Genomic DNA, 25,326 nt, shown 5'->3' with positions numbered 1-25,326 from the left:
CATGCGCCACACTTGCTCAATATTAGCTGATCATAAGCAACAGAGCGCCGCAAGGAGGTTTACGCAGCGGGAGCGTCCCATTTCTGGGCGCATAGCGCGATCATCGCAGGGTGGAACGCGTTCGGACGCCGAAATCCTCGAAGAGCCGGAAGGACGCCGGAGAGCAGCCGGTTTGGCTGCGGCGTCAATCCGCCCCATACAGCTGGTCTCACTGGCTCAGCCTGACATCGGAGACATAGGTGGTGAACAGGCTCGAAAAGCCGCTTTCGATGTCGGAGGCGGAGTCGGCGGCGACGAAATAGTCGGTGTCGGAGGCGCAGGCAGTGAGCGCCGTCTCGATATAATCCCGCCGCACCGTGCTGGCCTTGGCCGAGGCGAGCGTCCCGCTCCAGACGGAGACATAGACGCTCGACGACATGGTCTTGGCCAGCGTGGCGTTGTACTCCGTGTTGCTCTCGGAGAGATATTCCGTGTAGAGGACGCTCATCGTCACGTCGTTGTTTTTGATCGTGTCGCACCAGGACGGATTCATCGGGGTGATGTAGGTGTAATATTTACTCTCCGTGATGAAGCCCTTGCTGGATTGGGCGCCGTCGGTGATCAGCATGACGATCTTCTTGGGCGAGGCCGATGTCGTGCCGTCGCCGCCCTCGCCCACCGTGCTGGCGAAATCCTTAAGCGCCCGGAAGTCGGTGGAGTCGTAGGATGTCGAGGACGACAATTCGCTCGACGACGTCAACAGCGTGCGAATGGCGTCGCGGTCGAGCGTCGGCGCCTTGACGACATGAATGCCATTGGCGGTCTTGTAGCCGCTCGCGGTGAGGCTCGATCCCGTGGTCGAACTGCCCAGCGTATAGATCCCGACCTTGATATAGGTTTCGGTCGCGTCGCCGTCGTCGATCAGGTCGAGCAGCGTGTCGACGGCGTCGAGCTGCACATCGGTGCGCAGCGTGACATTGTTGGCCACGGCGATCGAATAGTTGCTGCCCGAATGGCAGGCGAAGACGCAGCCTGCTTTCTTGAGCATGGTCGTCTGGCCGGCCGTGGTCGACGGCAAAAGCATCGAGGCGGATTTGTCGAGCACGATATAGACATTGATATAGGAACTGCTGCCTCCGGTCGTCGACTGGCTGGACACGGTGACATTGACGCTGTCGACGCCGAGGATGCGCATGAAGGTGGTGGGGACCGCGACCGTCACCGTGGCGGTGATGGTGGAGGCGTCATAATCGATGTCGATGAGATCGGCGGAGGCGGAATAGGCCTCGCTTGTTTCCAGCTCTTCGGCGCTCAGCGAGGCGCTGGATTGCGTGCTGGTGTTGACAGCGATCCATTTCAGAATGGCCGCCTTGAGTTCGGCTTCGGTCATATCCTCGATCTTGCTGGCGGCGAACAACACGGCGGCGTCGAGGTCGGTTTGCATCTCGGCGCGGATATTGTAGGCGCGGACGTAATCGATGCTCGCGCCGACGGCGCCAATCAGCGCCACGAAGACGAAAGCGAAGAGAAGCGCGAAATTCCCGTCTCGGGAATTGATAAACCGGTGCAGCACGAAAATTACCTTTGATTGTATTTCCAATATATACACGTAAAATATTGAGGTACTGCCAACGGGCCTGGAAACAGCGCGCCTCCGGGCGTTCGGTCAGTGGAAGAACCCTCACCATCCCCTTGAAAGGAGCCGTGAGCATCTGGCACAACACGGCAAAGAGGGAGACCAGCCTATGGCGCGCGCGACGAAGTTGAACATCGACAGTCTCAAGGCGCTCGGCGCGGACAAGCTGGCCGCGCTGGTGCTCGACCAATGCGGGCGCGACGCCGCGTTCAAGAAACTGGTCTCGGCGGCGCTGGCCGGCGCGAGCGGGCCGGAGGCGGTGGCAAAATTGATCGACAAGCGTCTCGATGCGCTCGACCGTGCGAGGAGCTATGTGGACTGGAACAAGGAACGCGCCTTCCGCGACGATCTCAACGTCATTGTCGACACGATCATGAAGGAACTCGCGCCCGCGTCCCCCACGCTGGCGATCGAACGGCTTTTGCGCTTTGCGGGAACGCATGTGAACGTCTATCAGCGGGTCGATGACAGTGGCGGCCGTATTCAGGCGGTCTATGGGCTTGCGATCGAACAGATCGGGGCGCTGGCGCCGAAGCTCGGTCCCGAAGACGCCCAGCGTCTGCCCGAGCGGATGCAGGCGGCGTTAATAGAAAGCCACCACGGCTATCTGATCGATGCGGCGCAGGCGGTTCTGCCGCATCTACCCGAGGCGGTGCTCCGGGCGTGGGACATGGTCCTCGTACCCCTCGCCAAGCCCAAGGCGAAGAAGACCGGACGCGGCGGCTTCGACTACGATCCGGTCGAACATCAGGCCTCGGAAATCCGCCAGCTCATCGCACTGAAGCTCGGCGACATCGACACGCTGATCGCCATCGAGGAGGGTCTGCCCGAACACCGGCAGCAGCCGCTTGCGGTGGCCGAACTGCTGTTGTCGGCGGGCCGCGCCGAGGAGGCGCTGGTCTGGGCGCGCAAGACGTCCAAGGGCGGCCTGAAAGTGATGCGCCGCCCCGATCTCGCCGAGGGCGGCATGGTCATGGACTTGGATTCAGTCCTCCGCGCACAACTGGAGGCGCGCATCCTCGACGCGCTCGGCGATAAAGAGGCCGCGCAGGCCTTACGTTGGAAACAGTTCGAGACGACCCTCGATCCGGGCGCACTCAGCGCCTATATCGCAGCGCTCGGCGATTTCGAGGAATTCGAGGCGCTCGACCGCGCCTTCGCCCATGTCATGTCGGCCAAGCAGATTTACCGGGCGCTGTATTTCCTCGCCGGCTGGCCGCGCCTCGACCTCGCCGCCGCATTGGTGGAGCGCGAGGCGAAGCAGTGGGACGGCGCCTATTGGGAGATCCTGTCCGAGGTGGCCGAGACGCTGGAAAACGACCATCCGCTGGCCGCCACCATCCTCTATCGGGCTCTTCTCGACGACATTCTGGATCGGGGGCGCTCGAGCGCCTATGGCCACGGCGCCCGGCACCTGGCGCAGTTGGGCGTCCTGGCGAAACGGCTGGACGCGGACGCCGTCACGCGGCTCGGGCTCAACACTCACACCGACTATGAACTCGGCCTGCAAAAGGCGCATGGCCGCAAGAGTGGTTTCTGGAGCAAAGTGGGGAAGGCGTGATCGCTCTGCGGGGCGAAATGCGACCGCAGGATCTTGTCCGCTTTTCGTCTTTGAAAAAAGACGCGTTCCCTAAAAAGACTGAGGCCCGGCATTGCGCCGAGCCTCGTATAAACTTGTCCATTACCGTGGATTACGAGACCAGGACATTCGCCCTGGTTGACATGACAGCGACCTCGAAAGTCAGCCTGCCTGACGAACAATGTAGTGCTTTCATGGCAGAAAATCAACGTGGTGAAAAGGCGAGCACGCGGACGCCTTTTCACCGACTTCGTACAATGAACCCTTATTCCTCGACGCTGTCGATGGCCTTCCGAGCCTGGACGGCGGTGAGGCGGCGGATTTCGACTTCGTCGCGGCGGGCGGCGAAGATTTCACCCGTCAGCAGCTGGTCGGCGAGATCGGCCGGGAGCGAGACGAGCACGCGGGCGTCGTCGCCATGGATGGCCGAGACTTCGCTGCGGCGGGCCGTGATCATGCCGCCGGCCACCGTATTGTTGGTGTCGGGATCGATCAGGATGAAGGCGCCGGTCGAGCGGTTCTGCTCATAGGCGTCAAACACCGCCTGCTCGTCGAAAGCGAGATGCACGCGGCCGATGGCGTTCATGTCGAGGCTCTCGGCGGCGGCCCATTTGCCGGTCTTGAGATCGAGCTTGGAGATCGGCTCGACCTGCACGCGCTGGCGGCGCGAGCCGGATTTCAGCCAGTAGCGCTTGCCGGGCTGGATGCCGCCGGGCTGCAACGCCACGAGCTGGGCGTCGAAGGCGACGCCGATCATCGGCTGGGCGTCATAGGAGGCGATGAGGTCGCCGCGGGCGATATCGACCTGACGGTCGAGCACCAGCGTCACCGCGTCGCCGGCGACCGCCGCGTTGCGCACGAGATCGAAGGTGACGATCTTGGAGACATTGGCGATCATGCCCGAGGGCAGGATGACGATGGAATCGCCGGGCTTCACCGCGCCGCCCGAAACCGTGCCCTGATAGCCGCGGAAGCTTTCGCCCGGACGCGACACGCGCTGCACGCTCATGCGGAAGCCGGTGGCCTGGGCCGAGCGGACGGGCGCCTTTTCCAGCGCCTCGACGATGGTCGGGCCGTCATACCAGGGCATGGAGGCGCGGCCGTCATAGACGACGTTTTCGCCCTTGAGCGCCGACAGCGGAATGGCGGTGACCTGGCGCACGCCGAGCGACAGCGCCAGTTCCTTGAAATCGTGGCTGATCTTGTCGAATACCGCCTTGTCGTAGCCGACGAGGTCGATCTTGTTGACCGCCAGCACGAACTGGCGAATGCCCATCAGGGTCGCGATGGTGGCATGGCGGCGGGTCTGTTCGAGCAGGCCGGCGCGGGCGTCGACGAGCAGCACCGCGAGATCGGCGGTCGAGGCGCCGGTCGCCATGTTGCGGGTGTACTGCTCATGGCCGGGCGTGTCGGCGACGATGAAGGAGCGACGGTCGGTGGCGAAATAGCGATAGGCGACATCGATGGTGATGCCCTGTTCGCGTTCGGCCTGCAGACCGTCGAGGAGCAGCGCGAAATCGGGCAGGCCGAGATCGTTCTGCTTGCCGCTGTCGCGGTTGAGTGCGGCGGCCTGGTCTTCCTTGACCGCCTTGGTGTCCCAGAGCAGGCGACCGATCAGGGTGGACTTGCCGTCGTCGACCGAGCCGCAGGTGATGAGGCGAAGCGGACGGGAATCGCGGACAGTCGAATGGCTGTCAGCGTTGAGGAGAGCCTGTTCGGCGAGATTGGAGGGGGCGGTCATCTCAGAAATATCCTTCGCGCTTCTTCTTTTCCATCGAGCCGGCCTGGTCGCGGTCGATAGCGCGGCCCTGGCGTTCGGAGACGGTGGCGATTTCGAGTTCGGCGATCACTTCATCCAGAGTAGTCGCCGTGGAGCGGATGCCGCCGGTCAGCGGCCAGCAGCCGAGCGTGCGGAAACGGACCATGCCTTCCTGCACCTGTTCGCCCGGCAGCGCTTCGAAGCGCGGATCCTCGGCCCACATCAGCATGCCGTCGCGCTCGACATATTTGCGGTTCTTGGCGAAATAGAGCGGCGGCAATTCGATGTTTTCGGCCTGGATATAGCGCCAGATGTCGACTTCCGTCCAGTTGGACAGCGGGAAGGCGCGCACGCTCTCGCCCTGGCGGATCATGCCGTTATAAATGTTCCACAGCTCCGGGCGCTGATTGCGCGGATCCCATTTATGGTCGGGCGTGCGGAAGGAATAGATGCGCTCCTTGGCGCGGGAGGCTTCTTCGTCGCGGCGGGCGCCGCCGAAGGCCGCATCGTACTTGCCGGCGTCCAGCGCCTGGCGCAGCGCTTCGGTCTTCATCACGTCGGTATGATAGGCCGAGCCGTGGCTGAAGGGGCCAATGCCCTCGGCCGCGCCGCGCGGATTGGTGTGGACGACGAGGTCGAGATCGAACTTTTCCGCGGTGGCGTCGCGGAAGGCGATCATCTCGGGGAATTTCCAGCCGGTGTCGATATGCAGGAGCGGGAACGGCACGCGACCTGGATAGAAGGCCTTGCGGGCCAGATGCAGGAGTACGGAGCTATCCTTGCCGATGGAATAGAGCATCACCGGGCGCTCGAATTCGCCGGCGACTTCGCGGAAGATATGGATGGCTTCGTTTTCCAGAGCCTTCAGATGCGGATCGAGCGGCTGGCGCGCTGGCGCATCCTTGGTGTGGGCGTCGAATTCAGAAATGTGCATTGTCTACCTTTTCCCGGGATCGGGGTTGTTGTCGGCGGGCTTGTGGAGAGGGCTGAGACCGCCCCTCATCCGGCTGCCGCCACCTTCTCCCCGCTTGGCGGGGAAAAGGGCGATGGAGCGAAGACCTTGCCTCAAGCCCCCTTCTCCCCGCCTGCGGGGAGAAGGTCCCGGCAGGGGGATGAGGGGCATGCCTCAAGGCCCGATGATCAGAGTTCGCTCGAATTGAGCGAGGGCAGCGCGGCTTCCGGCACATGCAGGCCGCATTCGCGCTTTTCGTCATTTTCCCACCACCAGCGGCCGGCGCGCTCGGATTCGCCGGGCTTGATGGCGCGGGTGCAGGGCTCGCAGCCGATCGAGGGATAACCGCGAGAATGAAGAGGATTGATCGGCACGGCCTCATCGGCCACAAGACAGTTGATGCGCTCGATGTCCCAGTCGGCCAGCGGATTGACCTTGAGCAGATTGCGCTCGGCGTCATATTCGACGAAGGGCGTGTCGGCGCGGTTGCCAGACTGACCACGACGCAGACCGGTGATCCAGACCGAAGCGCCCGTCAGCGCGCGGGCGAGCGGCTTGACCTTGCGCACGCCGCAGCAGGCGTGGCGGGCCTCGACGCTGTCATAAAAGCCATTGAGGCCATACTGGGCCGCATAGGCGTCGACATCTTCCTTGAGCGGGAAATAGCGGTTGATGGTCATGCCGTAGCGCGCTTCCGTCTCGGCGATCAACGCCACCGTTTCCGGGAAGAGGCGGCCGGTCTCGAGCGTCGCGACATCGATATCGAAGCGGTTCTGGCCAATGACATGGGTGATCACCTGATCCTCGATGCCGAGCGAGGTCGTGAAGACGACGCGCCCGCCCAAGCTTGCGGCGAGCGACAGGCGCTCCGCCAGATCGAGGCCGGCCATTTTGTCGTTGAGCGACTGCGCTTCCTGGGAGAGATTCATGATTGTCATGTCTTTGGTCCTGAATTCCGATTGCGCCGATAATCGCAAGTCATCGCTGAAATAGACAGAAATGGGTTTCCCTCTCTCCCCGGACCAAGAGCAAATATCTCTTTGATTCCGCTGTTTCAGCGAAAAAGCTGGTGAGGACGCAATCGTCGCCCTGTTGTCGCACCACTATCACGGCGCGCGAGTCCGAACCTGGCTCCAGGCCCGAAATTGTTGCGCAGTCCGGAATAGATTTCTCGTGATGCGGGCTTTTCCCCGCTTCCTGTTTCAACATTCGCCGGTTTTTGGACCTTGAAACAACAAAATTGCGGTCAAACCGCGTCTGGTTTTGCTTTCTGGCTAGAACTGAATTGACTTAATATACCAATTTAATAGGGTTTATGCATTCCGTCGAATAGGAGGACGAACGCATGGTTTACTCTCTCACACGCCGCCACCTCGCATCCCGCGCCGTCGCAGTCGCCATGGGCCTCGCGCTCGCCGGAGGCGGCGTCGCGCCAGCCTTCGCCGAAACGCAGCTGCTCAATGTCAGCTATGACCCGACCCGCGAATTCTACAAGGAATTCGACGAGGTCTTCGCCGCTCACTGGAAGAAGGAAACCGGCGAGGATGTGTCGGTCAAGCAGTCGCATGGCGGTTCCGGCAAGCAGGCCCGCGCAGTGATCGACGGGCTGGAAGCCGATGTGGTAACGCTGGCGCTGGAAGGCGACATCGACGCCATCGCCTCCAAGACCGGCAAGATCCCGGCCAACTGGAAGACCCGCCTGCCCAACGATTCCGCGCCCTACACTTCGACCATCGTATTCCTCGTGCGCAAGGGCAATCCCAAGGGCATCAAGGACTGGGGCGATCTGGTGAAGTCCGATGTGCAGATCGTGACGCCGAACCCGAAGACATCGGGCGGCGCGCGCTGGAACTATCTCGCCGCCTGGGCCTGGGCCAACAAGGAATTCGGCGGCGACGAGGCCAAGGTCAAGGCCTATATCGCGGATCTCTACAAACGGGCCCCGGTGCTCGACACCGGCGCGCGCGGCGCGCTGACCTCGTTTGCCCAGCGCGGCATCGGCGACGTGCTGATCGCCTGGGAAAACGAAGCCTATCTGTCGCTCGACGAATTCAAGGACGAAGGCTTCGAGATCGTCACCCCCAGTCTCTCCATCCTCGCCCAGCCGCCGGTGGCCGTGGTCGACGGCAATGTCGACGTCAAGGGCACCCGCAAGGTGGCCGAGGCCTATCTCGCCTACCTTTACACGAAGGAAGGCCAGACGCTCGCCGCCAAGCATCACTATCGTCCGTTCCAGCCGGAGCTGGCGCCCTCCGATCTCGTGGCGAAGTTCCCCAAGCTGGAACTCGTCAAGATCGACGATCCACTGTTCGGCGGCTGGAAGAAGGCGCAGCCGACCCATTTCGGCGATGGCGGCGTGTTCGACCAGATCTACAAGCCGGCGAACTGAGGTCGGTAGGTAGGAGGGTGGGTTCACCCCCCTCTGCCCTGCCGGGCATCTCCCCCTCAAGGGGGGAGATTAGATGGGGGCGAGGTTTTGCCCAGCCCCTCATCCGGCTGCCGCCACCTTCTCCCCGCGCCTGCGGGGCGAAGGGCGATGGAGCGATAACCTTGCCACATCCTCCTTCTCCCCGCAGGCGCGGGGAGAAGGTCCCGGCAGGGGGATGAGGGGCCTTGCACGCCATTCATCGCAGAACAGAGGGGTGGCCACGAATTCCAGCCCTCTCTCTCACATAACAAAAAACAATCTTCGGAGACGGGCAAAGCCTGCTCCTGCCTCACACAACGGGGAAGTCCATGTCCAACCAACCACTGACCGAGAGGATCGGGTTCAGGCGGCACAGCGTCATACCGGGCTTCGGGCTCAGTTTCGGCATCACTGTCGCCTGGCTCGCGCTCATCATTCTCATTCCGCTCGCCGGTCTCGTGCTGCGTTCAGCCGCGATCGGCGTTGACGGTTATCTGGCGCTGCTCGCCGACGGCCGCACGCTGGCCGCGCTCAAGACCTCCTTCGGCTCGGCCTTCATCGCCGCGCTGGTCAACGTCATCTTCGGCATTCCGATCGCCTGGGCCCTGGCGCGCTACCGCTTTCCGGGCAAGCGCGTCGTCGACGCCATCGTCGACCTGCCCTTTGCGCTGCCGACGGCGGTGGCCGGCATTTCGCTCGCGGCTCTATACGCCAAGAATGGTTGGGTGGGGCAATTCTTCGAGCCTTTCGGCATCAAGATCGCCTTCGGCCCCGCCGGCATCGTGGTGGCGCTGATCTTCATCGGCCTGCCCTTCGTGGTGCGCACGTTGCAGCCCGTGATCGAGGAAATCGACCGCGAGGTCGAGGAAGCCGCCGCCACGCTCGGCGCGAGCCGGCTTCAGGCGATCCGGCTGGTGATCCTGCCGTCCCTGACGCCGGCGATCCTGACCGGTTTCGCGCTCGCTTTCGCGCGTGCGGCGGGCGAATATGGCTCGGTGATCTTCATCGCCGGCAATATTCCCTTCGTCTCGGAAATCGCGCCGCTCTTGATCACCATCAAGCTCGAAGAATTCGACTATGCCGGCGCGACCGCGATTGCGACCGTGATGCTGGCGGTGTCCTTCCTGATGCTGTTCGCCATCAACCTCTTGCAGGCCTGGACGCGGAGATACGCCAATGTCTGACGCCCTCTCCTCCGCAAAGATCCGCACATGGCGCTCGCCGGCCAGCGAAAGCCTCGGCGCGAAGATCGGCATCATGACGATGGCGGTCGTCTACCTGACCCTGATCATCGTGCTGCCGCTGGTCGCGGTGCTGACCGAAGCCTTCCGCAACGGTTTTGAGACCTATGTCGAGGCGCTCAGCGACCCCGACGCCATGGCCGCCATCCGGCTGACGCTGCTGGTCGCGGGCATCGCAGTGCCGCTCAACCTCGTCTTCGGCGTCGCTGCCTCCTGGGCGATCGCCAAGTTCGAATTCAAGGGCAAGGCCTTTCTCATCACGCTGATCGACCTGCCGTTTTCGGTGTCGCCGGTCATTTCGGGTCTGGTCTATGTGCTGCTGTTCGGCTCGAGCAGCGTTCTCGGCCCCTGGCTGAAGGAGAACGGCGTGGAAGTGCTATTCGCCGTTCCCGGCATCGTGCTCGCCACCGTCTTCGTGACCTTCCCCTTCGTCGCCCGCGAACTGATCCCGCTGATGCAGGAACAGGGCACGTCGGAAGAGGAAGCGGCCATCACGCTCGGCGCAAACGGCTGGCAGACCTTCTTCCGGGTCACGCTGCCCAATATCAAATGGGGCCTGCTCTATGGCGTGTTGCTCTGCAACGCCCGCGCCATGGGCGAATTCGGGGCCGTGTCGGTCGTCTCGGGCCATATCCGCGGCGTCACCACCACGATGCCACTGCATGTCGAGATCCTCTACAACGAGTATAATCTCGCCGGCGCCTTCGCCGTGGCTTCGCTTCTCGCCCTTCTCGCCCTCTTCACCCTCGTCGTCCGCACCGTGCTCGAAATCTGGTTTTCGCACGGCATCGCCGGCGGCAACGGCTCGCATTAAGGTTCACCACCATGGAAATCCGCATCAAGAACATCCGCAAGGAATTCGACCGCTTCCCGGCGCTGCATGACGTGTCGCTCGACATCCGCTCGGGCGAACTCATCGCGCTGCTCGGCCCCTCCGGCTCAGGCAAGACCACGCTTCTGCGCCTCGTCGCAGGCCTCGAGCAGGCCACCACCGGCCGCATCTTCTTCGGCGAAGAAGACGCCTCCTGGAAACCGGTGCAGGAGCGCAATGTCGGCTTCGTCTTCCAGCATTACGCGCTGTTCCGTCACATGACGATCCTCGACAACATCGCTTTCGGCTTGACGGTCAGGCCCAAGGCGACGCGCCCGCCCAAGCAGGAGATTCGTCGTCGCGCGCTCGAACTTCTCGACATGGTGCAGCTGACCGGGCTCGAAAAGCGCTATCCCAACCAGCTGTCGGGCGGACAACGCCAGCGCGTGGCGCTGGCCCGCGCCATGGCGATCGAGCCGCGCGTGCTGCTGCTCGACGAGCCGTTTGGCGCGCTCGACGCCAAGGTGCGCAAGGAACTGCGCAAATGGCTGCGCGACTTCCACGACCGCACCGGCCACACGACCATCTTCGTCACCCATGACCAGGAAGAAGCGCTGGAGCTCGCCGACCGCGTGGTGGTGATGAGCCAGGGCAAGATCGAGCAGATCGGCTCGTCAGACGACGTCTATGACCGGCCGAACTCGCCCTTCGTCTTCTCCTTCATCGGCGACAGCGTGGAGCTGCCGGTGGCGGGCGCCAATGGCCGGACGCTCTATAACGGTGCGCCCGTGGGCATCGCCTCGACGGCGGACGGCCCGGGCCGGCTGTTCTTCCGCCCGGCCGACGCCGAACTGGTCTCCGAAGGCGCGGGCGTGACCGGAACCGTGACCGGCCTGCGCCGTCTCGCCGGCACCCGCATCATCGAGCTCGATGTGGGAACCAAGAGCGAGCCGCGGCTGATCGAGATCGAGGTTCCGCTGGAGGCGCAGGTGAGCAAGGGGCAAGCGGTGACGTTCAGGCCAGCGCGGTGGAAGGTGTTTCAGGGGTGAGGCAAACGAGAGTGACGGGAAGCGGCGATATGTCGTCGTCGCTACTCTCCTTCTCTACCGGATGTTCTGTCGACGAGAGGATCAGTCCAGGACGATTTTCTCTGGCCTTCCAGTCGGCCTGGACGATCGACGGCATATCGAGAAACGGATCGTCCCGCGGCGGCGACATCGCGCAACAATGTTTCCGCCGACGAGATTACCCCAAAATTTTCGAGTGTCTTCAGCAACATGCGCGTGGACAGCAGATAAAATTGCGGTCCGAGGCCGCGAATGAGTCCGTCTCCAAGGCCCGCATCCTCCGTCAAGACCAGAACAAGTTCGTCGCCTGGGTTGAGCCTCGGCAGTTCATGCAGAAGCCAGGCGATCGATGCATCGCCAATGCCTTTGGACGGCAAGTGATCGCATCCGGCCTCTTCCTCTGCGACAGCATCGCGCCAGAGCGGGAGAAGCGGAGTGTCCATTACGCGGAAGCGCTTGCCGTCGAACGCTCTGAACCACTCGGCCAGCCGGTTGGCGCCCAGCTTTTCCGGATAACGGAGACATTCCGCTGCAACCACATCGGATACGGTGACGGGGCGAGAGAAACTGTCGAGAAGATCCAGTCTATCGACTGCTGCGAGACTGATCAGCGGCCCGCTGTCAACGATCACGATATTGACGGGTATGCGCCGATAGCTGATCACGCTGCGCGAACCCCGGATCCTCCGGGGTCACGGTCCTCATCCTGCATTCGGACGACGATTGCGCGCGACAAAGCATCGACGACGCGGGCCTCCGCTTCGGTCGGCTGCAACCGGATAGCCACTTCGCAAGAGTTGGCGAGCGCGTAGAGTTCCATCACGTTGCGCGCGCCCGACAACGCCATGGCGCGCGACGCGGTGATGTCGCCATCCTGCCAAGCCTGTAACGCATCATGCACGGACATCATGGCGACACGTCTCTCCGGGTCTCTATCCGATCCAGAATAGGCCTACTTGGCCCCGCTTTCAAGCCGCCGCCGTGTTCGCCAACTCCCTCACACCAGGAAGATGCTGATGATCGGAAAGGCGGTGAGCAGGATAATGCGCAGGAGATCGGCGGAGACGAACCAGGTAATGGCCTTGTAGGTCTCGCGGATCGGCACGGTGCGAGCCATGGCCGAGATGATGAACAGGTTGAGCCCCACTGGCGGTGTGATCATGCCGATCTCGGCGACCATCAGCACCAGAATGCCGAACCAGATAGCGAAATGTTCGGGCGTCATGCCGAAATCCATCGCCGTGACGATCGGGAAGAAGATCGGGATGGTCAGCACGATCATCGACAGCGAATCCATGATGCAGCCGAAGACGATGTAGAGGACCAGGATGATGATCAGCACCGTCATCGGCGCAAAACCCTGCGCCGTCACCCATTCCGCGCCCATCTGCGGCAGCCGCGAAAAGGCCAGGAAGGAATTGAATACGGTGGCGCCGAGCACGATGAAGAAGATCATGCCGGTCGACACCGCGGTCTCCCTGAGGCATTGCATCAGCGCGCCGCCGGCCAGCCCGCCACGCAGCCAGGCGACGAGGCCGGTTCCGGCCGCGCCGATGGCGGCCGCCTGGGTGGGCGTGAACCAGCCGAGATAGATGCCGCCAACCACCAGGAAGAAGATCAGCGCCACCGGCCATACGGCGATCAGCGCCGGGATGCGCTCTGCCCAGGGAAGGCGCGGGGAAGACCCGGCCGAGCCCGGATGAAAGCGCACATAGAGCGCCACGACCACGAGATAGGACGCCGCCGCGATGATGCCCGGCACGAAGGCGGCGAGAAACAGCTTGGCGATGTTCTGTTCGGCGAGGATGGCGTAGAGCACCAGCACCACCGACGGCGGAATGAGAATGCCCAGCGTGCCGCCGGCGGCCAGCGAGGCGGTGGCGAGACCGCCGGAATAGCCCTTGGCGCGCAATTCCGGCAGGGCCACCTGGGCCATGGTGGCGGCGGTGGCGAGCGACGAGCCGCAGATCGAGCCGAAACCGGCGCAAGCGCCGATCGCCGCCATGGCGACGCCGCCCTTGCGGTGACCGAGGAAGGCGGACGCCGCGTTGAACAGCGCCTGGCTCAGGCCGCCGCGGGCGGCGAACTGGCCCATCAGCAGAAAGAGCGGAATGATCGACAGCGAATAATTGGCGTTGGTGTTCCACGCCACCGCCTTCATCTGCGCGAGAATCACCGTCCATTTGCCGGTGACCATCCAGGCGCCGACCACGCCGACGCCGAGCATGGCGGCGCCGATCGGCACGCGCAGGAAGATGAGCAGGATCAGGACGGGAAAGGACCAGAGTCCGATTTCGACGCTGCTCATACATGTCCTCCGAAGGATGCTTCGCCATCACGGCCTTTGCGAATGTCCTCGATGTCGACGAAGACGGTGTAGAGACTGACCAGGGTTGCGATCACCAGGAAAACCAGGCCGATGGCGAAGCCCCACCAGATCGGCAGCAGTAGCAAGGGCGTGGTTTCGCCATTTCGGATCTTGTCGAACATGCCGATGGCATGGCGCCATGCAACGAGCCCAAACAGCGCGGTGATCACGAGATCGCCGACAAGCTGCGTCCATTTCATCGCACCACGCCCCATCGGCTGCACGAAGAGATCGACCCCGACATGGCCGCGCCGCAACTGGCAATAGGGCATGAAGGCGAAAACGGCAAAGCCGCACAGCGCCTCGACCAGCTCGATCTCGCCAGGCAACGGCCGGATGGTCAGCGCGCCGGCAATCGACAGGCCGGTCAGCACCATCGCTATCAGCAGGCAAAAGCCTCCGAACAGCACGCCGGCAATTGAACCGGCTTGGGCAAGCCTCGCCATCGTCGTCATGATCGTCCTCTTTGGGTCTGTTGCTTCAGATATCCGAGGTCTGCGCCAGCCTGCCTAGTCGCAACAGGACGAGACGGGCGGCGCAAGCGAGTCCTATGCGCCTGGAGGCCAGGCGCATAGCTCCCGTTCGGCGGATGGTCCAATTAGTGGCTGCTTTCGTTGATGAACGCGAGAGCGTCGTTATAAAGCGCCGAACCGTCCAGCCCCTTGCCATTCATCTCATCGATCCAGGACGTCGCGACCTTGTCGCCGAGTTCGCGCCATTTGGCCGTTTCCGCCTCGTCGAGCGTGATGATTCTGTTGCCGGCCTTGACCGCGATCTCGCGCCCGCGGACATCGCCGGCATCCATCGCCGCGCCGAACTGGGTGGCCAGAGGCAGGCCGGAATTGTCGTCGATGACCTTTTTGAGATCATCCGGCAACGCGTCGTAACTGTCCTTGTTCATGGCGAACAGGAAAGCAGCGGTATAAAGTCCGCGATCACCGGAAAACTCGGTGTGATTTGGGGCGAGTTCGGCGACCTTGATCGCCGGCGTCACCTCCCACGGGGCGACGGAGCCATCGATCACGCTTTTGGACAGAGCCTCCGGCACCGCCGTCACCGGCATGCCGACCGCAGCGGCGCCCATGGCTTCCAGCATGCTGTTGACCACTTTCGACGTGCCGCGCAGTTTCAACCCGCTCATCGCCTCGACGGATTCGACGGGCTTGGAGGCGATGGTGTGAATGAGACCCGGTCCATGCGCATGGACCGCCAGAACGTGGAAATCGGCGAGTTCGTCCTTGAGATTCTTCTCGTAATATTTGTAGAAGGCCTTGGACGTCGCCTCGCCGGTGGTGACCATGAAGGGAAGCTCGAACACTTCAGTCTTGGGGAACCGGCCCGGCGTATAGCCGGTGACGGTCCAGCCGATGTCGATCACGCCATCGGCCACCTGATCGACAAGATCACCCGGCTTGCCGCCAAGCTGCATGGCGGGGTAGATTTCGATGTCGATGCGTCCGCCGGATTCCTTCTCGACCTTTTCCGCCCAGGGCGTCAGCACCTTGGATGGAATCGTCGCCTGCGGCGGCAGGAAGTGCTGAAGTTTCAAGACATAGTCCGCCGACATGGCGGAACCGGACGACATCGTCAAAACAAGGCCGCAAAAGCCGGCCGCGAAATGGTGGCGCTGCATCGTATTCCTCCTCCTATGGCGGCTTGGGCGTCTCATGACGTGATCCCGCCTCCGCATCGCGCTCAAAAGATCCTCCTCGAGGCGAGCGCGGCCTCTCTCGCCATAGTTTATGAAAGCCAGCCCCTCGACAAATAAAAACTTTCAGAGTTTTCATAGCATTTTGGTTATATTTATTACTGTAATCGGACCAGCACTCATTACATTTATCTAATGCCCGGTCCCGCCCCGCGCCATTGAAGGGGATAGCACTCGACCGCGCGCCCGGCAATTTCGGCCGGGGTTGATCTTCGGGCGTTATCGGATTATATCTCCCGCATCGATACTTGCTTGCGACCTTTGGCCGAGACGACGCGCTCTTTCAGATTTCCTCTCAATTTCGATCGCCCATGCGACTGGCCGTGTGGGACAACCTCGCGATTTGAAAGGAAAATCGTCATGAACACTGGTATCGTCAAGTTCTTCAACACCACCAAGGGCTTCGGCTTCATCGCTCCGGAAGAAGGCGGCAACGACGTGTTCGTGCACATCTCCGCCGTCGAGCGTTCGGGCCTTTCGGGCCTGGTCGAAGGCCAGAAGGTTATGTTCGACATCGTCCGCGATCGTCGTTCCGGCAAGAACGCCGCCGACAACCTGCGCGCGGCTTGATTGTTTTTCCGAGCCGCCGGCTGGCTTGCGCCAGCGACGATGCGGCAAGGGTTTGACGAGAGGTCGGGAACCACTCCCGGCCTTTTTTACTTTTCCATGGATTGCGCGTCTGTCTGACCGATCCACAACCGGCGGCGCCCATGTCGCCCGCCAGACTTCAAGGAGTTCGAATGCAAGTTCTCGTCCGTGACAACAATGTCGACCAAGCCCTCCGGGTTCTGAAGAAGAAGATGCAGCGCGAAGGCCTGTTCCGCGAAGCCAAGAAGCATACGGCCTATGAAAAGCCGTCTGAAAAGCGCGCCCGCGAAAAGGCCGAAGGCATTCGCCGCCAGCGCAAGCTGCAGCGCAAGAAGCTGCAGCGCGAAGGCCTGCTGCCCGCGCCGAAGCGCGCCGTGCGCCCCTCGCGCTGATTATCGAGCGCTTTCAATTCCGAAAATGCGCCGCGCGAAACCTCGCGCGGCCGCCGCTCCCCAGAGAGGAGACCGCGCATGACCGCGACCAAGGACGCCTTCTTCAACCAGGCCAAGATGACGAGCCAGGAAAAGGCAGCCCAGACCAACCAAACCGCCCGCCGCATCATCGACGAAGAAACCGCCGCTCGCGAAAAGAAGACCGAGCGCCTGCGCCAGGCGCGCATGGAGCAGCAGGACGCGGAGCCGGTCGTGACGCCGGTGAAGAAGAAGGCGAAGAAGTAGAAGGCGAGCTTACGCTCGCATTATGCGGCGTCGTTTTCGATCAGCCCAGGCATGTCCTTGCTGAGATTAATTTCCGGATGCGCCGTGGCAGTCTCTTCTCTGGCTGAGATAGATTTCCATATCGAATGGTTGAGGCGCCCCACTCGACAGCCCTTCATTGACAAGAGCTTGCAGTTTACTGAGGGCAATCGACACCACCCGGCGTTCTCTTGCCGCTCTGGCTATATCACTGTCGCTGCGATCGTCGTCCAATAAGTCGCTCCTCAGCAGTCTGACCAAAACCCAGGATCGGCTGACGTAGCGTAGCAGCGAAGGCGCATTTGGTCGACAACGCCGCACTCTTCAAGCGCGACGTCATCCTCGGCCTTGTGCCGAGGATCTAAGACATCAACAAAATCAAGCCGTTGCGGATGTTCGGGACGGGCCCGAGCATGACGGAGGAGAGGTTTCAGACCTCAATCGGCAGCTCTGCCCCTCATTTCCCGCCGCAGCAGCCGGTTTCCGCCTTCGGCGTGCAGCAACTCTCGGTGTGATTGTCGCGGCTGTGGTCGTTCTTCTCGGCCGGCAGGTCCATGGCGATGTTGGAGGCGAAGAAGCCGTTGGGCTTCAGCGTGAAGCCGGCATATTCGACCGGCATGATCGGGAAGTCCTCGGGCTTGCAGACATGGGTGTGGCCGAAGGAGTGCCAGAGCACGATATCGGCGTTTTCGATGTCGCGATTCTGCTGGACATATTTCGGCAGGCCGTCTCCGCCGGCATGGACATTGGGGTAGTCGCCGCTGGCGTATTTCTCCTTGGGATCATAGGCGGTGACCCAGACATGCTTCTTGGCGAAGCCGCCGCGCTGGGCGACGGTGGAGTCCGGTTGCGCCAGCATGACCGGCGACGGCATGACCACCAGCTTGTAGCCCGGCGCCTTGCCGACCGCATTCTTCACATTGGGGTTCTGGACCTTCCAGTAGCGGCCGGTTTCGCCATTGGCGTTCTGCGGACTGTCGAATTCGCGCTTCAGCGTGCGGCTCGTCGTGTCGAAGACGTTGCCATAGGGATTGTCCTCGCCCCAGGGGCGCGGCAGGAATTCGTGCTCGGTGACGGTGTTGCCGGAGCCGTCGATATCCATATGCAGACGGGCGTTGAAGAAATGCTGGTGGGTGGGGCCGCCGAGATTGTCGTCGACCATGCCGCCCCAGCGATAGGTGTCGCCATCGGCGATCGCGGTGGTCTGGATGATACCGGTGAGCTTGGCTTCCAGCTGGATCGTGCCGTCCTGATAGAGATACCAGTAGAATCCGTAGTCGTAATTGCCGACGGTGGCGAAGAAGGAAATGACGAGGCGGCGCGAACGGCGGACTTCGAAAATGCCGTTGCGGAATTCATAATGCTTCCAGAGGATGCCGAAATCCTCCTCATGCATGCAGATGGCGTTCTTCATCACGAAGGGCTGGCCGAGATCGTCGGCCGAGGGCACGTCGAAATAATGGATCTGGCCCAGGCAGTCGCAGCCGAGTTCCAGGCAATTGGCGAGACGGCCCAAGCCATACTCACCGGCGTCGAAGGCGCTCTTCCAGTAATGGTTGGATGAGGGATCGGCATAGGGCACGACCATTTCGGTGACGGAGGCGCGGAACATGACCTTGCGCTCCTTGCCGTTTTCGGAGGCCGCGAGTTCATGCAGCACCAGGCCTTCGCGCGGGGTGAAGCCGACGCGGAAGCTCCAGCCCTGCCAGCTGACCTTCCAGCCGTCGACAGTGAAGCTCGGCCCTTCGGGCTGGACGATGTGCAGCGGCTTGAGATCGGTGCGGGTGACCGGGAAGGTCTCGCGGCCGTAATTGCGCTTCTTCTTCGGCACCGGCACGATCTTCTCGTCGTCGACGAGGTCGAGCACCTTGTTGTTGATCAGATCGACCACCGCGACGACGCCGTCGATCGGATGGGCATAGGCGTTGTCGCGGATATCCTCACGCCAATAGGCGATGGCGCGAACGATGCGGGCGCCCTTTTCGAACTCGCGGCCGAAATAGCCCGACGAAAAAGGATCGATCTGGATCAGCGGAATGTCCTCGTCGGTGACGCCGCGCTTCTTGACGGCGGCGACCCAGCGCGGATCGGCCTTGACGGTGGCCTCGATGGTTTCGAATTCGTAGAGCATCACCGGCGGCTGGCCATAGGGCGCGCTGTCGAGCGGCAGGCGGATATGCGAGGCGATTGCCTTGGCGGAGAGATCGACGATGCTCTCATGCGTTTCGCCGGTGGTGAGGTCCATGGACAGGATGAAGGCGAGACGCGGCAGGGGCTGGCCGGCGCGATAGGCCGAGAGCGTGGCCTTGTCGGGCTCCTCCAGACGGACGATCGGGAAACGGATGGTCTCGGCGAGCGCTTTCTCGTCCTTGAGGATGGCGACGGCTTCGGCGATTTCGTCGAGGCTGAGGAGATCGAGCGGATGGGCGGTTTGGGCGGCGACGGCGTCCATGGCGGTGTTTCCTTGATAATACGGGAGAGTTGGTCCCGCGGGCGCCTGGGGCTCGCGGGACGACGTTGGGCTTAGCCGCGGCCTGAGCAGATCTGGTCGATCATCGCCTCGCCATGGATGCAGAAGATCGAGCAGAAGGCGTGGGCTTCGGCGGCGACGGCCAGCGAGAGGGCGAGGATGAGCCCGACGAGCAGCCGGTCGGCGATGGGCAATCTTGCGAGCGCGGTCATTCGAAGGCCTTTCCGAGCGTGGCGTAGAGGTCTGGACGGCTGGACTTGACCCGGAGCGCAAAACCCGCGCCGGCGAGGCCGACAAGGGCGATGGCGTAGGGGAAGGCTTTCACGATCAGGCTTTCGCTGCCCGACAGCAAGGAGAGATTGGCGATGACCAGACCGAGCGAGCCGAGAAGGCCCGCCAGCGCGACGATGGGGGCGACGGTGGTCGTCCAGACGCCATAGCGCGAGGGGGTCTTGCGGAAGAACATCACGATCGCCACGCAGACCAGAACCTGCACCGCGAGAATGCCGATGACCGCGAGCGCCGACATCCAGGAGAACACCACCGCATAGGGATCAGCGCCGCCGAGGATGAACAACGCGAGGATCACCGCCGCGGTGGCCGATTGCAGCCAGCCGGCCACATGCGGCGAGCCGTGCTTCGCATGCGCCTTGCCGAGCCCCTTATGGGCGAGGCCTTCGCGGCCGAGGGCGTAGAAGTAGCGGTTCAGCGTGTTGTGGAAGGAGAGCACGCAGGCGAACAGGCTGGTGATCAGCAGCACATTCATGACCTGGCTCGACCAGGCGCCGAGAATGGCGTCGGAGGCGTTGAAATAGAAGGTCTCGAGGCCCGCGCCTGCAACTGCCTGCACCTTCGACGGGCCGTAATACAGGGTGATGGCCCAGGTGGAGAATGTGTAGAAGACGGCGATCAGGAGCACGGCGACGTATGTGGCGCGCGGAATGGTCTTTTCCGGATTTTCCGCCTCCTCGCCGAAAATGGCGGTGGCTTCGAAACCGATGAAGGAGGCGACCACGAAGACCAGGGCGACGCCGAGACCGGGACCGAAGACGGTGGCCGGCGCAAACGACGTCATGGTGAAGCCTTCCGGCCCGCCGCCAGTGAAGAGAATGCCGAGATCGAGCAGCAGCAGGATGACGATTTCGGCGACCATGCAGATGCCGAGAATGGCGCCGGAAAAGGCAATGTTGCGCTGGCCGCAGACATGCACGATGGCGAGCGCCGCAAACGTCCAGACCCACCAGGGCAGATCGGCGCCGAGACCGGCCATGGCGCCCGCCATGAACACGCCGAACAGGCCGTAGACCGCGACCTGGATGGCGGTGTAGGTGACGAGCGCCATCAGCGCGCCGCCGACGCCGGCCGGCTTGCCGACGCCCTGGCTGATATAGGTGTAGAAGGCCCCGGCCCCGCCGACATGGCGGCTCATGGCGGTGAAGCCGACCGAGAAGACGAGATAGAGCAGGCCGGCGAGCACGAAGGCGCCGGGCACGCCCGCGCCATTGCCAAAGGCGAAGGCGGCCGGCGTCGCGCCGACCACGGCGGTGAGCGGCGCAGCCGCCGCCACCACGAAGAAGACGATATGGGCGAGACCGACAGAGTTTTTCGCCAATCGGTCTGACGATGCGGGCATGCTGGCTTCCAAAGTCATGACAACCCCTCTTTTGCTTGATTTATATCAAGAGGGTAGGCGCGGCATCTTGGCGCGGAAATTGCAACTTCCGCCAATGAATCGATATTTCGCGCCAAGGGGCGCCGAGGAGACCGTGGAAATGGCAGCTGCTCCTGATTTCATCACCCGCATGCCTGCGATTGCTTCAATTCGCGCCTCGGTGCTGATGCCGCTGGTGCAGGAAATCGACAAAAGATCGGGAAAGACCGACCTTTTGCTCGCCTCACACGGGATTTTGCGGGGTCAGCTGACGGATCCCTATGCTGTGACGCCGATGGCCCGCTATATCGCGCTGTTCGAAGACGCCGCCTCGATCCTCGGCGAGCCCCATCTCGGCGCCCGACTGGGATCGGCCACCAAACCCGCCGATATCGGCCCGATGGGGGTATTGTTTTCCCTTTCGCCCAGCATCAAATCCGGCTTTCGACGCATGGCCAAACATGTCAACGCCGTGCAGGGCGCGACGCAATCCGGACTGATCGAGGACGGCGACACCTATATCTGGAGCTATCGGCTGACCGACCCGGCGATGTGGCCGCGCCGCCAGGACAGCGAGTTCTCGATGGCCGCGCTGGTGGAACTGGCGCGCTCCTGCTTCCATCGCGGCTGGACGCCGCTGGAGGTGCATTTCGAACATGCGAGCCCTCGCGACCCCGGCCCGCTGGAGCGCATATTCCGCGCGCCGCTGCGCTTCGGCCAATCGAGCAACCGCGTCGTGATGGCTCGGGACAGCGCCGACAAGATCCATCGCAGCGAGGATGCGGCGCTGACCGCCGTGCTGGAGCGGCATATCGCCGACATCGTCGGCGACACCGACCATGAGCCGACGCTTGCGGAAAAGGTGTCGTCGCTGATCGCCATTTTCCTGGGGCATCGGCCGATCTCGGCATCCGCGCTCGCCGCAGAACTCGGCATGTCGCCGCGCACGCTGCAGCGGCGGCTGGCCGAACAGGGGCTTTCGCTGCGCGGGATGGTGCAGGCGCATCGGAGGTCGCTGATGGACCAGAAGCTCGCGGAACATACGCCGAAAGCGCGGATCGCCGAGGCGTTGGGCTATGCCGACGGCACGGTGTTCTGGCGCGCGGCGCGCGGATGGAAGGCGGAGAAGAGCTGATCAGGCTGCGAGCGGCCGGCCGATCGGCGTCTTGCGGCTGGCGAGAATGAAACTCAGACAGGCGAGAAACACCGCAAGCGCCGCAACCGTCGGCAACAGACCGCTTTCGGGCGGCGCGACCCATGGCTTGAGCGCCGCCTGCAGGCCGACAACGGCCTGCGCGGCGGGGGCCGAGCCGGTGAGCATCATCACATAGGCCGGCAGGCTAGTGGAGGTGGCGATGGTGAAGGAGAAGGAATAGGAGGCGACGAAGCCGGCGACATAGGCGACGAGCCTCAGCCCCGGCTCGGCGGCGCGGCGGAAGAGCTCAACGGGAAAGCAGAGAAAGGCCACGAGCGCCGCGAGATAGAGCGCCTCGATAGGCAGCGCGGCCAGCACTTTTTCGAGCGCAATGCGGGCAAACCAGAGATTGCCCACCGAGGCCAGGAATTCCGCGCTCGCCCCGAACCAGACGAACAGCGCCAGCCCCCAGAGCGGGCTCATGCGCAGATAATGGATGCGCAACACGCTGGCCGCCAGCAGGACGGCCGCGGCGGCGAAGAGCCCATAGGGCCTGACCACGGCATTGAGCCGCGCCTCGACATCGCCGCAGCCGCCCACTGCCGCCGCGCAGCCCGAAAGCCGGAAGAACAGCCAGGAGGCGTAATAGAGATAGAAGGAGAAAAACACCCAGGCCCCGACGGCGAGCGCCGCCCATCTGAGATAGCGTCCGGCAAACATGTTTCCGCGCGGCCTCCCCTGCTCTTTCGCAGCGGACGACAAGGCGAGCCTGGAGCGCCCGACTCCGGGGACGAACGGTTCCCCGGAGCCGGAACGATAAGCCCGGGCCTCATGCCCGCAAGCGCAACCCTATATTAGCAAAGCGAAGGCGCTCCGCTCGAAAGTATGAGAATGGGGTAAAGAGGATGCGGCGGAGGGGGTGGGTGGTGTGTTGGAACGGGACGGGGTGGACCATGCAAAGATCATCCTTGATGCAACTTTTTCTTTGCAATAATTTATGTACTTATATCTTTCATATACTTACCTTCAAAAACCGAGAGACCTTGATAAGGCGACATCCTTTTCACAATAGTTTCATCCACCCGAAATTTTCGCAAATACCATTTACATTTTTACATTTTACGTTTTAATATGATTTGCAAACTGATAATTTTTTAGCGTGATTATCCGGAGATCCCTATGATTGATCTTATCAGCCCCACAAGTCGAAATGTAGATTTATCATTTCTCCATCCAATTTTTCGCGACGCTATTGAGCGATTAAAAAATGAGCTAGAAGACGCGGAAATTCCACTTGTAATATTTGAAGCATATCGGACTCCGGTTCGTCAGGCTTATCTCTATGCGCAAGGTCGCACAACAAAAGGGCCGATCGTTACATACGCAAAACCTTGGTACTCATATCATCAATACGGGCTTGCGGTCGATATGGTTTTTGGAGGACCGGGCAAATGGACTTGGTCGGAGCCGAAAAAAGGCATGTGGAAGAAATATCATGAACTCGCCAAGAAAAACGGTTTGACGCCGCTCTCTTTCGAAACCCCCCACGTTCAACTCGGTGAGACATCAAGCAACGCTCTCAGCGAAGGACGGTACCCTGACGGCGGGGACGCTAATTGGGCAGAAAACCTAGCAAGCGCAATTAGTTCATGGCACGGAACGCCGCCAGCCCCACCTTTGCCCAACATATTTGAGAAAGCGCCAGTGACTTAATTAGCAATCCAGCGAGATAAACAAATGACTGAATTACTACTGTCTCGTAGACTTGCAATGATATTGGTTTTCGGACATGTTGCTCTGTTTTTCTTTGGATTGATTGTTGCCGGGCTTGGCAGGCTCCAGTTAACTGATTCAGTACAAATGATCCTCATGGGATCACCTTTATTGGCCGTTGTTGCTTTGTCTGGGTTTACACACACCATGGGGAGGATGCATATACCGGACGGTGACACCCCTGTTGACGCCTCGATTTCCTTTTTTTACCAATGCATAGTTGCATCATTTTTAATGGCACTATTCATAGTGTATAGCATGGGTTTGTTTCGTACTGAAAATATTTTAAGCGCCGACGGCATAAAGATATTAGTAGGTAGCGTTGAAACTGTCCTGGGTGGGTATATCGCAAGCATTAAAGACAAGCTATTCGTCAAATGAGGGAACCGATGATGCACGCTCAGAATGTTATAAAGACAATTTTGTCTGCATCTATAATCCTAAATTACTCTCCAGTCAGGTCTCAGGAATTGCCATTGAATGGTATCCCGACCAACACACTAAACCGCGTAATGGAACTCAAAAAACAGGGAAAACAGCCTGAGGGAGTCCGCACATCATCAAACCAGACCATTAAAAATATATATGATACATTCAGAACCTGCTACACCTGCTTCGGCACAGGAGTAATTTACTACCTAGGCGACTTATCAGGACTTAAGTTGCAAAGCAACACTACAAACAAAAACATTTTTACATATCAAGAATCAAATAATCCTACAACAAAAATTATAGAAAAACTAAAATATTTGATTTCTGTAGAATCAGCGCGAATTGATGACGTATGCACAAGGCCTTTCTTAGGGGACACCAATGAAACGGATAGCATACTTGGCGATGGCGCATCGTTAAATGTCGTAACCCCATCTGAAATATTTTCGGCAGAGCGGCCAGGCCTGTGGCTTAGCTTTACTATCACGGTCATAAACAATGAAAGCGTAACTTCTTGGACTGAAGGGTTGTATGAAAAACACAAGTTTATAATTGACAACCTAAGATATTCACCACGCGGATTTTGCGTCGCCCTACTCTCTAGTCCACCACTGCCGAACAATGTTACTGATTCTTTTGAGGATGAAGTTAGACTTTCGATAGAGAAAAGAATTTCAAGTAGTATCGAAATATATTTCAATATCAAGGGATGAAATCAACGTACTTATTCAATTTTCAGCAAATGTAAATTTATCTTCATAAATTACTAATTTTAATAGATAATATTGTCCACTTCGCTTAAGAAATTTACAGCGCTTTCGTCACCCATTTGTTGAGGCTCACCCCATCACGGCGCGCCGCATTGGCGACCGCCTTGTGCAGGACGGGATCGGCGCGGACCATGAATTGGCCGGAGAACGGCTTTTCCGGCTCCTCGCCGCGTTCCGCGCAAAAGGCGAGATAGTCTTCGATGGAGTCGGCCAACGCCTGCTTTAGGCCGTATACTCATAAACGGGCTTCCGCTTTGGGATTGATGATGATTCAAGGCTGCCATTGATTTGGGAGCTTTTTTGAT

The 25,326-nt window shown here is 61.0% G+C and carries 26 protein-coding genes; 12 read left to right on the top strand and 14 right to left on the bottom strand.

Features of this window, described 5'->3' with window-relative positions; all coding sequences use genetic code 11:
• Positions 1 to 208: 208 nt before the first annotated feature.
• Positions 209 to 1,552, bottom strand: a complete 1,344-nt coding sequence (locus E8Q41_RS22060; protein WP_170976578.1) for a TadE/TadG family type IV pilus assembly protein — start codon at positions 1,550 to 1,552, stop codon at positions 209 to 211.
• Positions 1,553 to 1,724: 172 nt separating this feature from the next.
• Here E8Q41_RS22060 and E8Q41_RS22055 point away from each other — a divergent pair, with 172 nt between their 5' ends.
• Entirely contained in the window at positions 1,725 to 3,176 is a 1,452-nt protein-coding gene (locus tag E8Q41_RS22055; RefSeq protein ID WP_137157732.1) for a DUF6880 family protein, read from the top strand.
• Positions 3,177 to 3,459: 283 nt separating this feature from the next.
• On the opposite strand, the gene cysN is transcribed toward E8Q41_RS22055, so the two are convergent.
• The 3 genes from cysN to E8Q41_RS22040 form a co-directional block, all read right to left on the bottom strand.
• The gene (cysN, locus tag E8Q41_RS22050) at positions 3,460 to 4,935 is read right to left on the bottom strand and encodes a sulfate adenylyltransferase subunit CysN (RefSeq protein WP_137157731.1); all 1,476 of its coding nucleotides are present in this window, start codon (positions 4,933 to 4,935) and stop codon (positions 3,460 to 3,462) included.
• Position 4,936: 1 nt separating this feature from the next.
• Positions 4,937 to 5,887, bottom strand: a complete 951-nt coding sequence (gene cysD / locus E8Q41_RS22045) for a sulfate adenylyltransferase subunit CysD (protein WP_137157730.1) — start codon at positions 5,885 to 5,887, stop codon at positions 4,937 to 4,939.
• Positions 5,888 to 6,093: 206 nt separating this feature from the next.
• Positions 6,094 to 6,843 carry a phosphoadenylyl-sulfate reductase gene (locus tag E8Q41_RS22040; protein ID WP_137157729.1) on the bottom strand — a complete coding sequence of 250 codons (750 nt, stop codon included), beginning with the start codon at positions 6,841 to 6,843 and terminating at the stop codon, positions 6,094 to 6,096.
• Positions 6,844 to 7,250: 407 nt separating this feature from the next.
• Here E8Q41_RS22040 and E8Q41_RS22035 point away from each other — a divergent pair, with 407 nt between their 5' ends.
• The 4 genes from E8Q41_RS22035 to E8Q41_RS22020 all read left to right on the top strand — a co-directional run bounded on the left by E8Q41_RS22035 (position 7,251) and on the right by E8Q41_RS22020 (position 11,413).
• Positions 7,251 to 8,294, top strand: a complete 1,044-nt coding sequence (locus E8Q41_RS22035; RefSeq protein WP_137157728.1) for a sulfate ABC transporter substrate-binding protein — start codon at positions 7,251 to 7,253, stop codon at positions 8,292 to 8,294.
• Positions 8,295 to 8,641: 347 nt separating this feature from the next.
• Positions 8,642 to 9,496: a sulfate ABC transporter permease subunit CysT gene (gene cysT / locus E8Q41_RS22030; protein ID WP_137157727.1), complete on the top strand. Its 855-nt coding sequence runs from the start codon at positions 8,642 to 8,644 to the stop codon at positions 9,494 to 9,496.
• Positions 9,489 to 10,367, top strand: coding sequence for a sulfate ABC transporter permease subunit CysW (gene cysW / locus E8Q41_RS22025; protein WP_137157726.1), 879 nt, complete (start codon positions 9,489 to 9,491; stop codon positions 10,365 to 10,367). Before cysT ends, cysW begins: the two co-directional genes overlap by 8 nt.
• Before the next feature lie 11 nt (positions 10,368 to 10,378).
• A complete protein-coding gene (locus tag E8Q41_RS22020; RefSeq protein WP_137157725.1) occupies positions 10,379 to 11,413 on the top strand; it encodes a sulfate/molybdate ABC transporter ATP-binding protein in 1,035 nt (344 codons plus the stop codon).
• A gap of 41 nt (positions 11,414 to 11,454) precedes the next feature.
• Here E8Q41_RS22020 and E8Q41_RS22015 read toward each other — a convergent pair whose 3' ends face one another.
• From E8Q41_RS22015 to E8Q41_RS21995, 5 genes are all read right to left on the bottom strand, one after another.
• Positions 11,455 to 12,096: a hypothetical protein gene (locus E8Q41_RS22015; RefSeq protein ID WP_137157724.1), complete on the bottom strand. Its 642-nt coding sequence runs from the start codon at positions 12,094 to 12,096 to the stop codon at positions 11,455 to 11,457.
• A complete protein-coding gene (locus E8Q41_RS22010; protein ID WP_137157723.1) occupies positions 12,093 to 12,341 on the bottom strand; it encodes a hypothetical protein in 249 nt (82 codons plus the stop codon). Before E8Q41_RS22010 ends, E8Q41_RS22015 begins: the two co-directional genes overlap by 4 nt.
• Positions 12,342 to 12,428: 87 nt before the next feature.
• Entirely contained in the window at positions 12,429 to 13,739 is a 1,311-nt protein-coding gene (locus tag E8Q41_RS22005; protein WP_137157722.1) for a TRAP transporter large permease, read from the bottom strand.
• Entirely contained in the window at positions 13,736 to 14,254 is a 519-nt protein-coding gene (locus E8Q41_RS22000) for a TRAP transporter small permease (protein WP_137157721.1), read from the bottom strand. Before E8Q41_RS22000 ends, E8Q41_RS22005 begins: the two co-directional genes overlap by 4 nt.
• Before the next feature lie 143 nt (positions 14,255 to 14,397).
• Positions 14,398 to 15,432: a TRAP transporter substrate-binding protein gene (locus E8Q41_RS21995; protein WP_137157720.1), complete on the bottom strand. Its 1,035-nt coding sequence runs from the start codon at positions 15,430 to 15,432 to the stop codon at positions 14,398 to 14,400.
• A gap of 435 nt (positions 15,433 to 15,867) precedes the next feature.
• Here E8Q41_RS21995 and E8Q41_RS21990 point away from each other — a divergent pair, with 435 nt between their 5' ends.
• The 3 genes from E8Q41_RS21990 (at position 15,868) to E8Q41_RS21980 (ending at position 16,772) form a co-directional block, all read left to right on the top strand.
• Positions 15,868 to 16,077, top strand: coding sequence for a cold-shock protein (locus E8Q41_RS21990; protein WP_137157719.1), 210 nt, complete (start codon positions 15,868 to 15,870; stop codon positions 16,075 to 16,077).
• 170 nt (positions 16,078 to 16,247) lie between these two features.
• Positions 16,248 to 16,487, top strand: coding sequence for a 30S ribosomal protein S21 (gene rpsU / locus E8Q41_RS21985; RefSeq protein ID WP_137157718.1), 240 nt, complete (start codon positions 16,248 to 16,250; stop codon positions 16,485 to 16,487).
• A 78-nt stretch (positions 16,488 to 16,565) separates the two neighbouring features.
• Positions 16,566 to 16,772, top strand: coding sequence for a hypothetical protein (locus E8Q41_RS21980; protein WP_137157717.1), 207 nt, complete (start codon positions 16,566 to 16,568; stop codon positions 16,770 to 16,772).
• A gap of 475 nt (positions 16,773 to 17,247) precedes the next feature.
• On the opposite strand, the gene E8Q41_RS21975 is transcribed toward E8Q41_RS21980, so the two are convergent.
• The 3 genes from E8Q41_RS21975 to E8Q41_RS21970 all read right to left on the bottom strand — a co-directional run bounded on the left by E8Q41_RS21975 (position 17,248) and on the right by E8Q41_RS21970 (position 20,911).
• A complete protein-coding gene (locus tag E8Q41_RS21975) occupies positions 17,248 to 19,242 on the bottom strand; it encodes a primary-amine oxidase (protein ID WP_137157716.1) in 1,995 nt (664 codons plus the stop codon).
• A gap of 71 nt (positions 19,243 to 19,313) precedes the next feature.
• Positions 19,314 to 19,472, bottom strand: coding sequence for a hypothetical protein (locus tag E8Q41_RS25660; protein WP_170976577.1), 159 nt, complete (start codon positions 19,470 to 19,472; stop codon positions 19,314 to 19,316).
• Positions 19,469 to 20,911 (bottom strand): APC family permease, encoded by a 1,443-nt coding sequence (locus E8Q41_RS21970; protein ID WP_137157715.1) that lies wholly within the window; start codon positions 20,909 to 20,911, stop codon positions 19,469 to 19,471. Before E8Q41_RS21970 ends, E8Q41_RS25660 begins: the two co-directional genes overlap by 4 nt.
• A gap of 121 nt (positions 20,912 to 21,032) precedes the next feature.
• Here E8Q41_RS21970 and E8Q41_RS21965 point away from each other — a divergent pair, with 121 nt between their 5' ends.
• Complete coding sequence (locus tag E8Q41_RS21965; RefSeq protein WP_137157714.1) at positions 21,033 to 22,046, top strand: AraC family transcriptional regulator; 1,014 nt, start codon at positions 21,033 to 21,035, stop codon at positions 22,044 to 22,046.
• Here E8Q41_RS21965 and E8Q41_RS21960 read toward each other — a convergent pair whose 3' ends face one another.
• Positions 22,047 to 22,766 (bottom strand): hypothetical protein, encoded by a 720-nt coding sequence (locus E8Q41_RS21960; protein WP_137157713.1) that lies wholly within the window; start codon positions 22,764 to 22,766, stop codon positions 22,047 to 22,049. It lies immediately after the preceding gene.
• Positions 22,767 to 23,225: 459 nt separating this feature from the next.
• Between E8Q41_RS21960 and E8Q41_RS21955 the strand changes: the two genes are divergently transcribed.
• Genes E8Q41_RS21955 through E8Q41_RS21945 form a run of 3 tightly spaced genes read left to right on the top strand, consistent with a single transcriptional unit; the run spans position 23,226 to position 24,964 of the window.
• Entirely contained in the window at positions 23,226 to 23,759 is a 534-nt protein-coding gene (locus E8Q41_RS21955; protein ID WP_137157712.1) for a M15 family metallopeptidase, read from the top strand.
• Positions 23,760 to 23,783: 24 nt separating this feature from the next.
• Positions 23,784 to 24,200 carry a hypothetical protein gene (locus tag E8Q41_RS21950; RefSeq protein WP_137157711.1) on the top strand — a complete coding sequence of 139 codons (417 nt, stop codon included), beginning with the start codon at positions 23,784 to 23,786 and terminating at the stop codon, positions 24,198 to 24,200.
• An 8-nt stretch (positions 24,201 to 24,208) separates the two neighbouring features.
• Positions 24,209 to 24,964 carry a hypothetical protein gene (locus E8Q41_RS21945; RefSeq protein ID WP_137157710.1) on the top strand — a complete coding sequence of 252 codons (756 nt, stop codon included), beginning with the start codon at positions 24,209 to 24,211 and terminating at the stop codon, positions 24,962 to 24,964.
• Between the two features lie 94 nt (positions 24,965 to 25,058).
• On the opposite strand, the gene E8Q41_RS21940 is transcribed toward E8Q41_RS21945, so the two are convergent.
• Positions 25,059 to 25,235, bottom strand: coding sequence for a type II toxin-antitoxin system HicB family antitoxin (locus tag E8Q41_RS21940; protein WP_246660288.1), 177 nt, complete (start codon positions 25,233 to 25,235; stop codon positions 25,059 to 25,061).
• Positions 25,236 to 25,326 lie beyond the last annotated feature (91 nt).

The organism is Rhizobium sp. FKL33 (assembly GCF_005222915.1).
Classification (GTDB): domain Bacteria; phylum Pseudomonadota; class Alphaproteobacteria; order Rhizobiales; family Rhizobiaceae; genus Rhizobium_E.
This window is presented reverse-complemented; position numbering and strand designations above follow the sequence as displayed.

What these genes read in the sequence shown, in the direction of transcription:
- cysD (WP_137157730.1), bottom strand. Translation starts at nt 5,887, where the DNA reads ATGCACATTTCTGAATTCGACGCCCACACCAAGGATGCGCCAGCGCGC.
- E8Q41_RS21975 (WP_137157716.1), bottom strand. Translation starts at nt 19,242, where the DNA reads ATGGACGCCGTCGCCGCCCAAACCGCCCATCCGCTCGATCTCCTCAGC.
- E8Q41_RS22000 (WP_137157721.1), bottom strand. Translation starts at nt 14,254, where the DNA reads ATGACGACGATGGCGAGGCTTGCCCAAGCCGGTTCAATTGCCGGCGTG.
- cysN (WP_137157731.1), bottom strand. Translation starts at nt 4,935, where the DNA reads ATGACCGCCCCCTCCAATCTCGCCGAACAGGCTCTCCTCAACGCTGAC.
- E8Q41_RS22005 (WP_137157722.1), bottom strand. Translation starts at nt 13,739, where the DNA reads ATGAGCAGCGTCGAAATCGGACTCTGGTCCTTTCCCGTCCTGATCCTG.
- E8Q41_RS22010 (WP_137157723.1), bottom strand. Translation starts at nt 12,341, where the DNA reads ATGATGTCCGTGCATGATGCGTTACAGGCTTGGCAGGATGGCGACATC.
- E8Q41_RS22040 (WP_137157729.1), bottom strand. Translation starts at nt 6,843, where the DNA reads ATGACAATCATGAATCTCTCCCAGGAAGCGCAGTCGCTCAACGACAAA.
- E8Q41_RS21990 (WP_137157719.1), top strand. Translation starts at nt 15,868, where the DNA reads ATGAACACTGGTATCGTCAAGTTCTTCAACACCACCAAGGGCTTCGGC.
- E8Q41_RS22055 (WP_137157732.1), top strand. Translation starts at nt 1,725, where the DNA reads ATGGCGCGCGCGACGAAGTTGAACATCGACAGTCTCAAGGCGCTCGGC.
- cysW (WP_137157726.1), top strand. Translation starts at nt 9,489, where the DNA reads ATGTCTGACGCCCTCTCCTCCGCAAAGATCCGCACATGGCGCTCGCCG.
- E8Q41_RS25660 (WP_170976577.1), bottom strand. Translation starts at nt 19,472, where the DNA reads ATGACCGCGCTCGCAAGATTGCCCATCGCCGACCGGCTGCTCGTCGGG.
- rpsU (WP_137157718.1), top strand. Translation starts at nt 16,248, where the DNA reads ATGCAAGTTCTCGTCCGTGACAACAATGTCGACCAAGCCCTCCGGGTT.
- E8Q41_RS21980 (WP_137157717.1), top strand. Translation starts at nt 16,566, where the DNA reads ATGACCGCGACCAAGGACGCCTTCTTCAACCAGGCCAAGATGACGAGC.
- E8Q41_RS22020 (WP_137157725.1), top strand. Translation starts at nt 10,379, where the DNA reads ATGGAAATCCGCATCAAGAACATCCGCAAGGAATTCGACCGCTTCCCG.
- cysT (WP_137157727.1), top strand. Translation starts at nt 8,642, where the DNA reads ATGTCCAACCAACCACTGACCGAGAGGATCGGGTTCAGGCGGCACAGC.
- E8Q41_RS22035 (WP_137157728.1), top strand. Translation starts at nt 7,251, where the DNA reads ATGGTTTACTCTCTCACACGCCGCCACCTCGCATCCCGCGCCGTCGCA.
- E8Q41_RS21970 (WP_137157715.1), bottom strand. Translation starts at nt 20,911, where the DNA reads ATGACTTTGGAAGCCAGCATGCCCGCATCGTCAGACCGATTGGCGAAA.
- E8Q41_RS21955 (WP_137157712.1), top strand. Translation starts at nt 23,226, where the DNA reads ATGATTGATCTTATCAGCCCCACAAGTCGAAATGTAGATTTATCATTT.
- E8Q41_RS21945 (WP_137157710.1), top strand. Translation starts at nt 24,209, where the DNA reads ATGATGCACGCTCAGAATGTTATAAAGACAATTTTGTCTGCATCTATA.
- E8Q41_RS21965 (WP_137157714.1), top strand. Translation starts at nt 21,033, where the DNA reads ATGGCAGCTGCTCCTGATTTCATCACCCGCATGCCTGCGATTGCTTCA.
- E8Q41_RS21950 (WP_137157711.1), top strand. Translation starts at nt 23,784, where the DNA reads ATGACTGAATTACTACTGTCTCGTAGACTTGCAATGATATTGGTTTTC.
- E8Q41_RS21960 (WP_137157713.1), bottom strand. Translation starts at nt 22,766, where the DNA reads ATGTTTGCCGGACGCTATCTCAGATGGGCGGCGCTCGCCGTCGGGGCC.
- E8Q41_RS21995 (WP_137157720.1), bottom strand. Translation starts at nt 15,432, where the DNA reads ATGCAGCGCCACCATTTCGCGGCCGGCTTTTGCGGCCTTGTTTTGACG.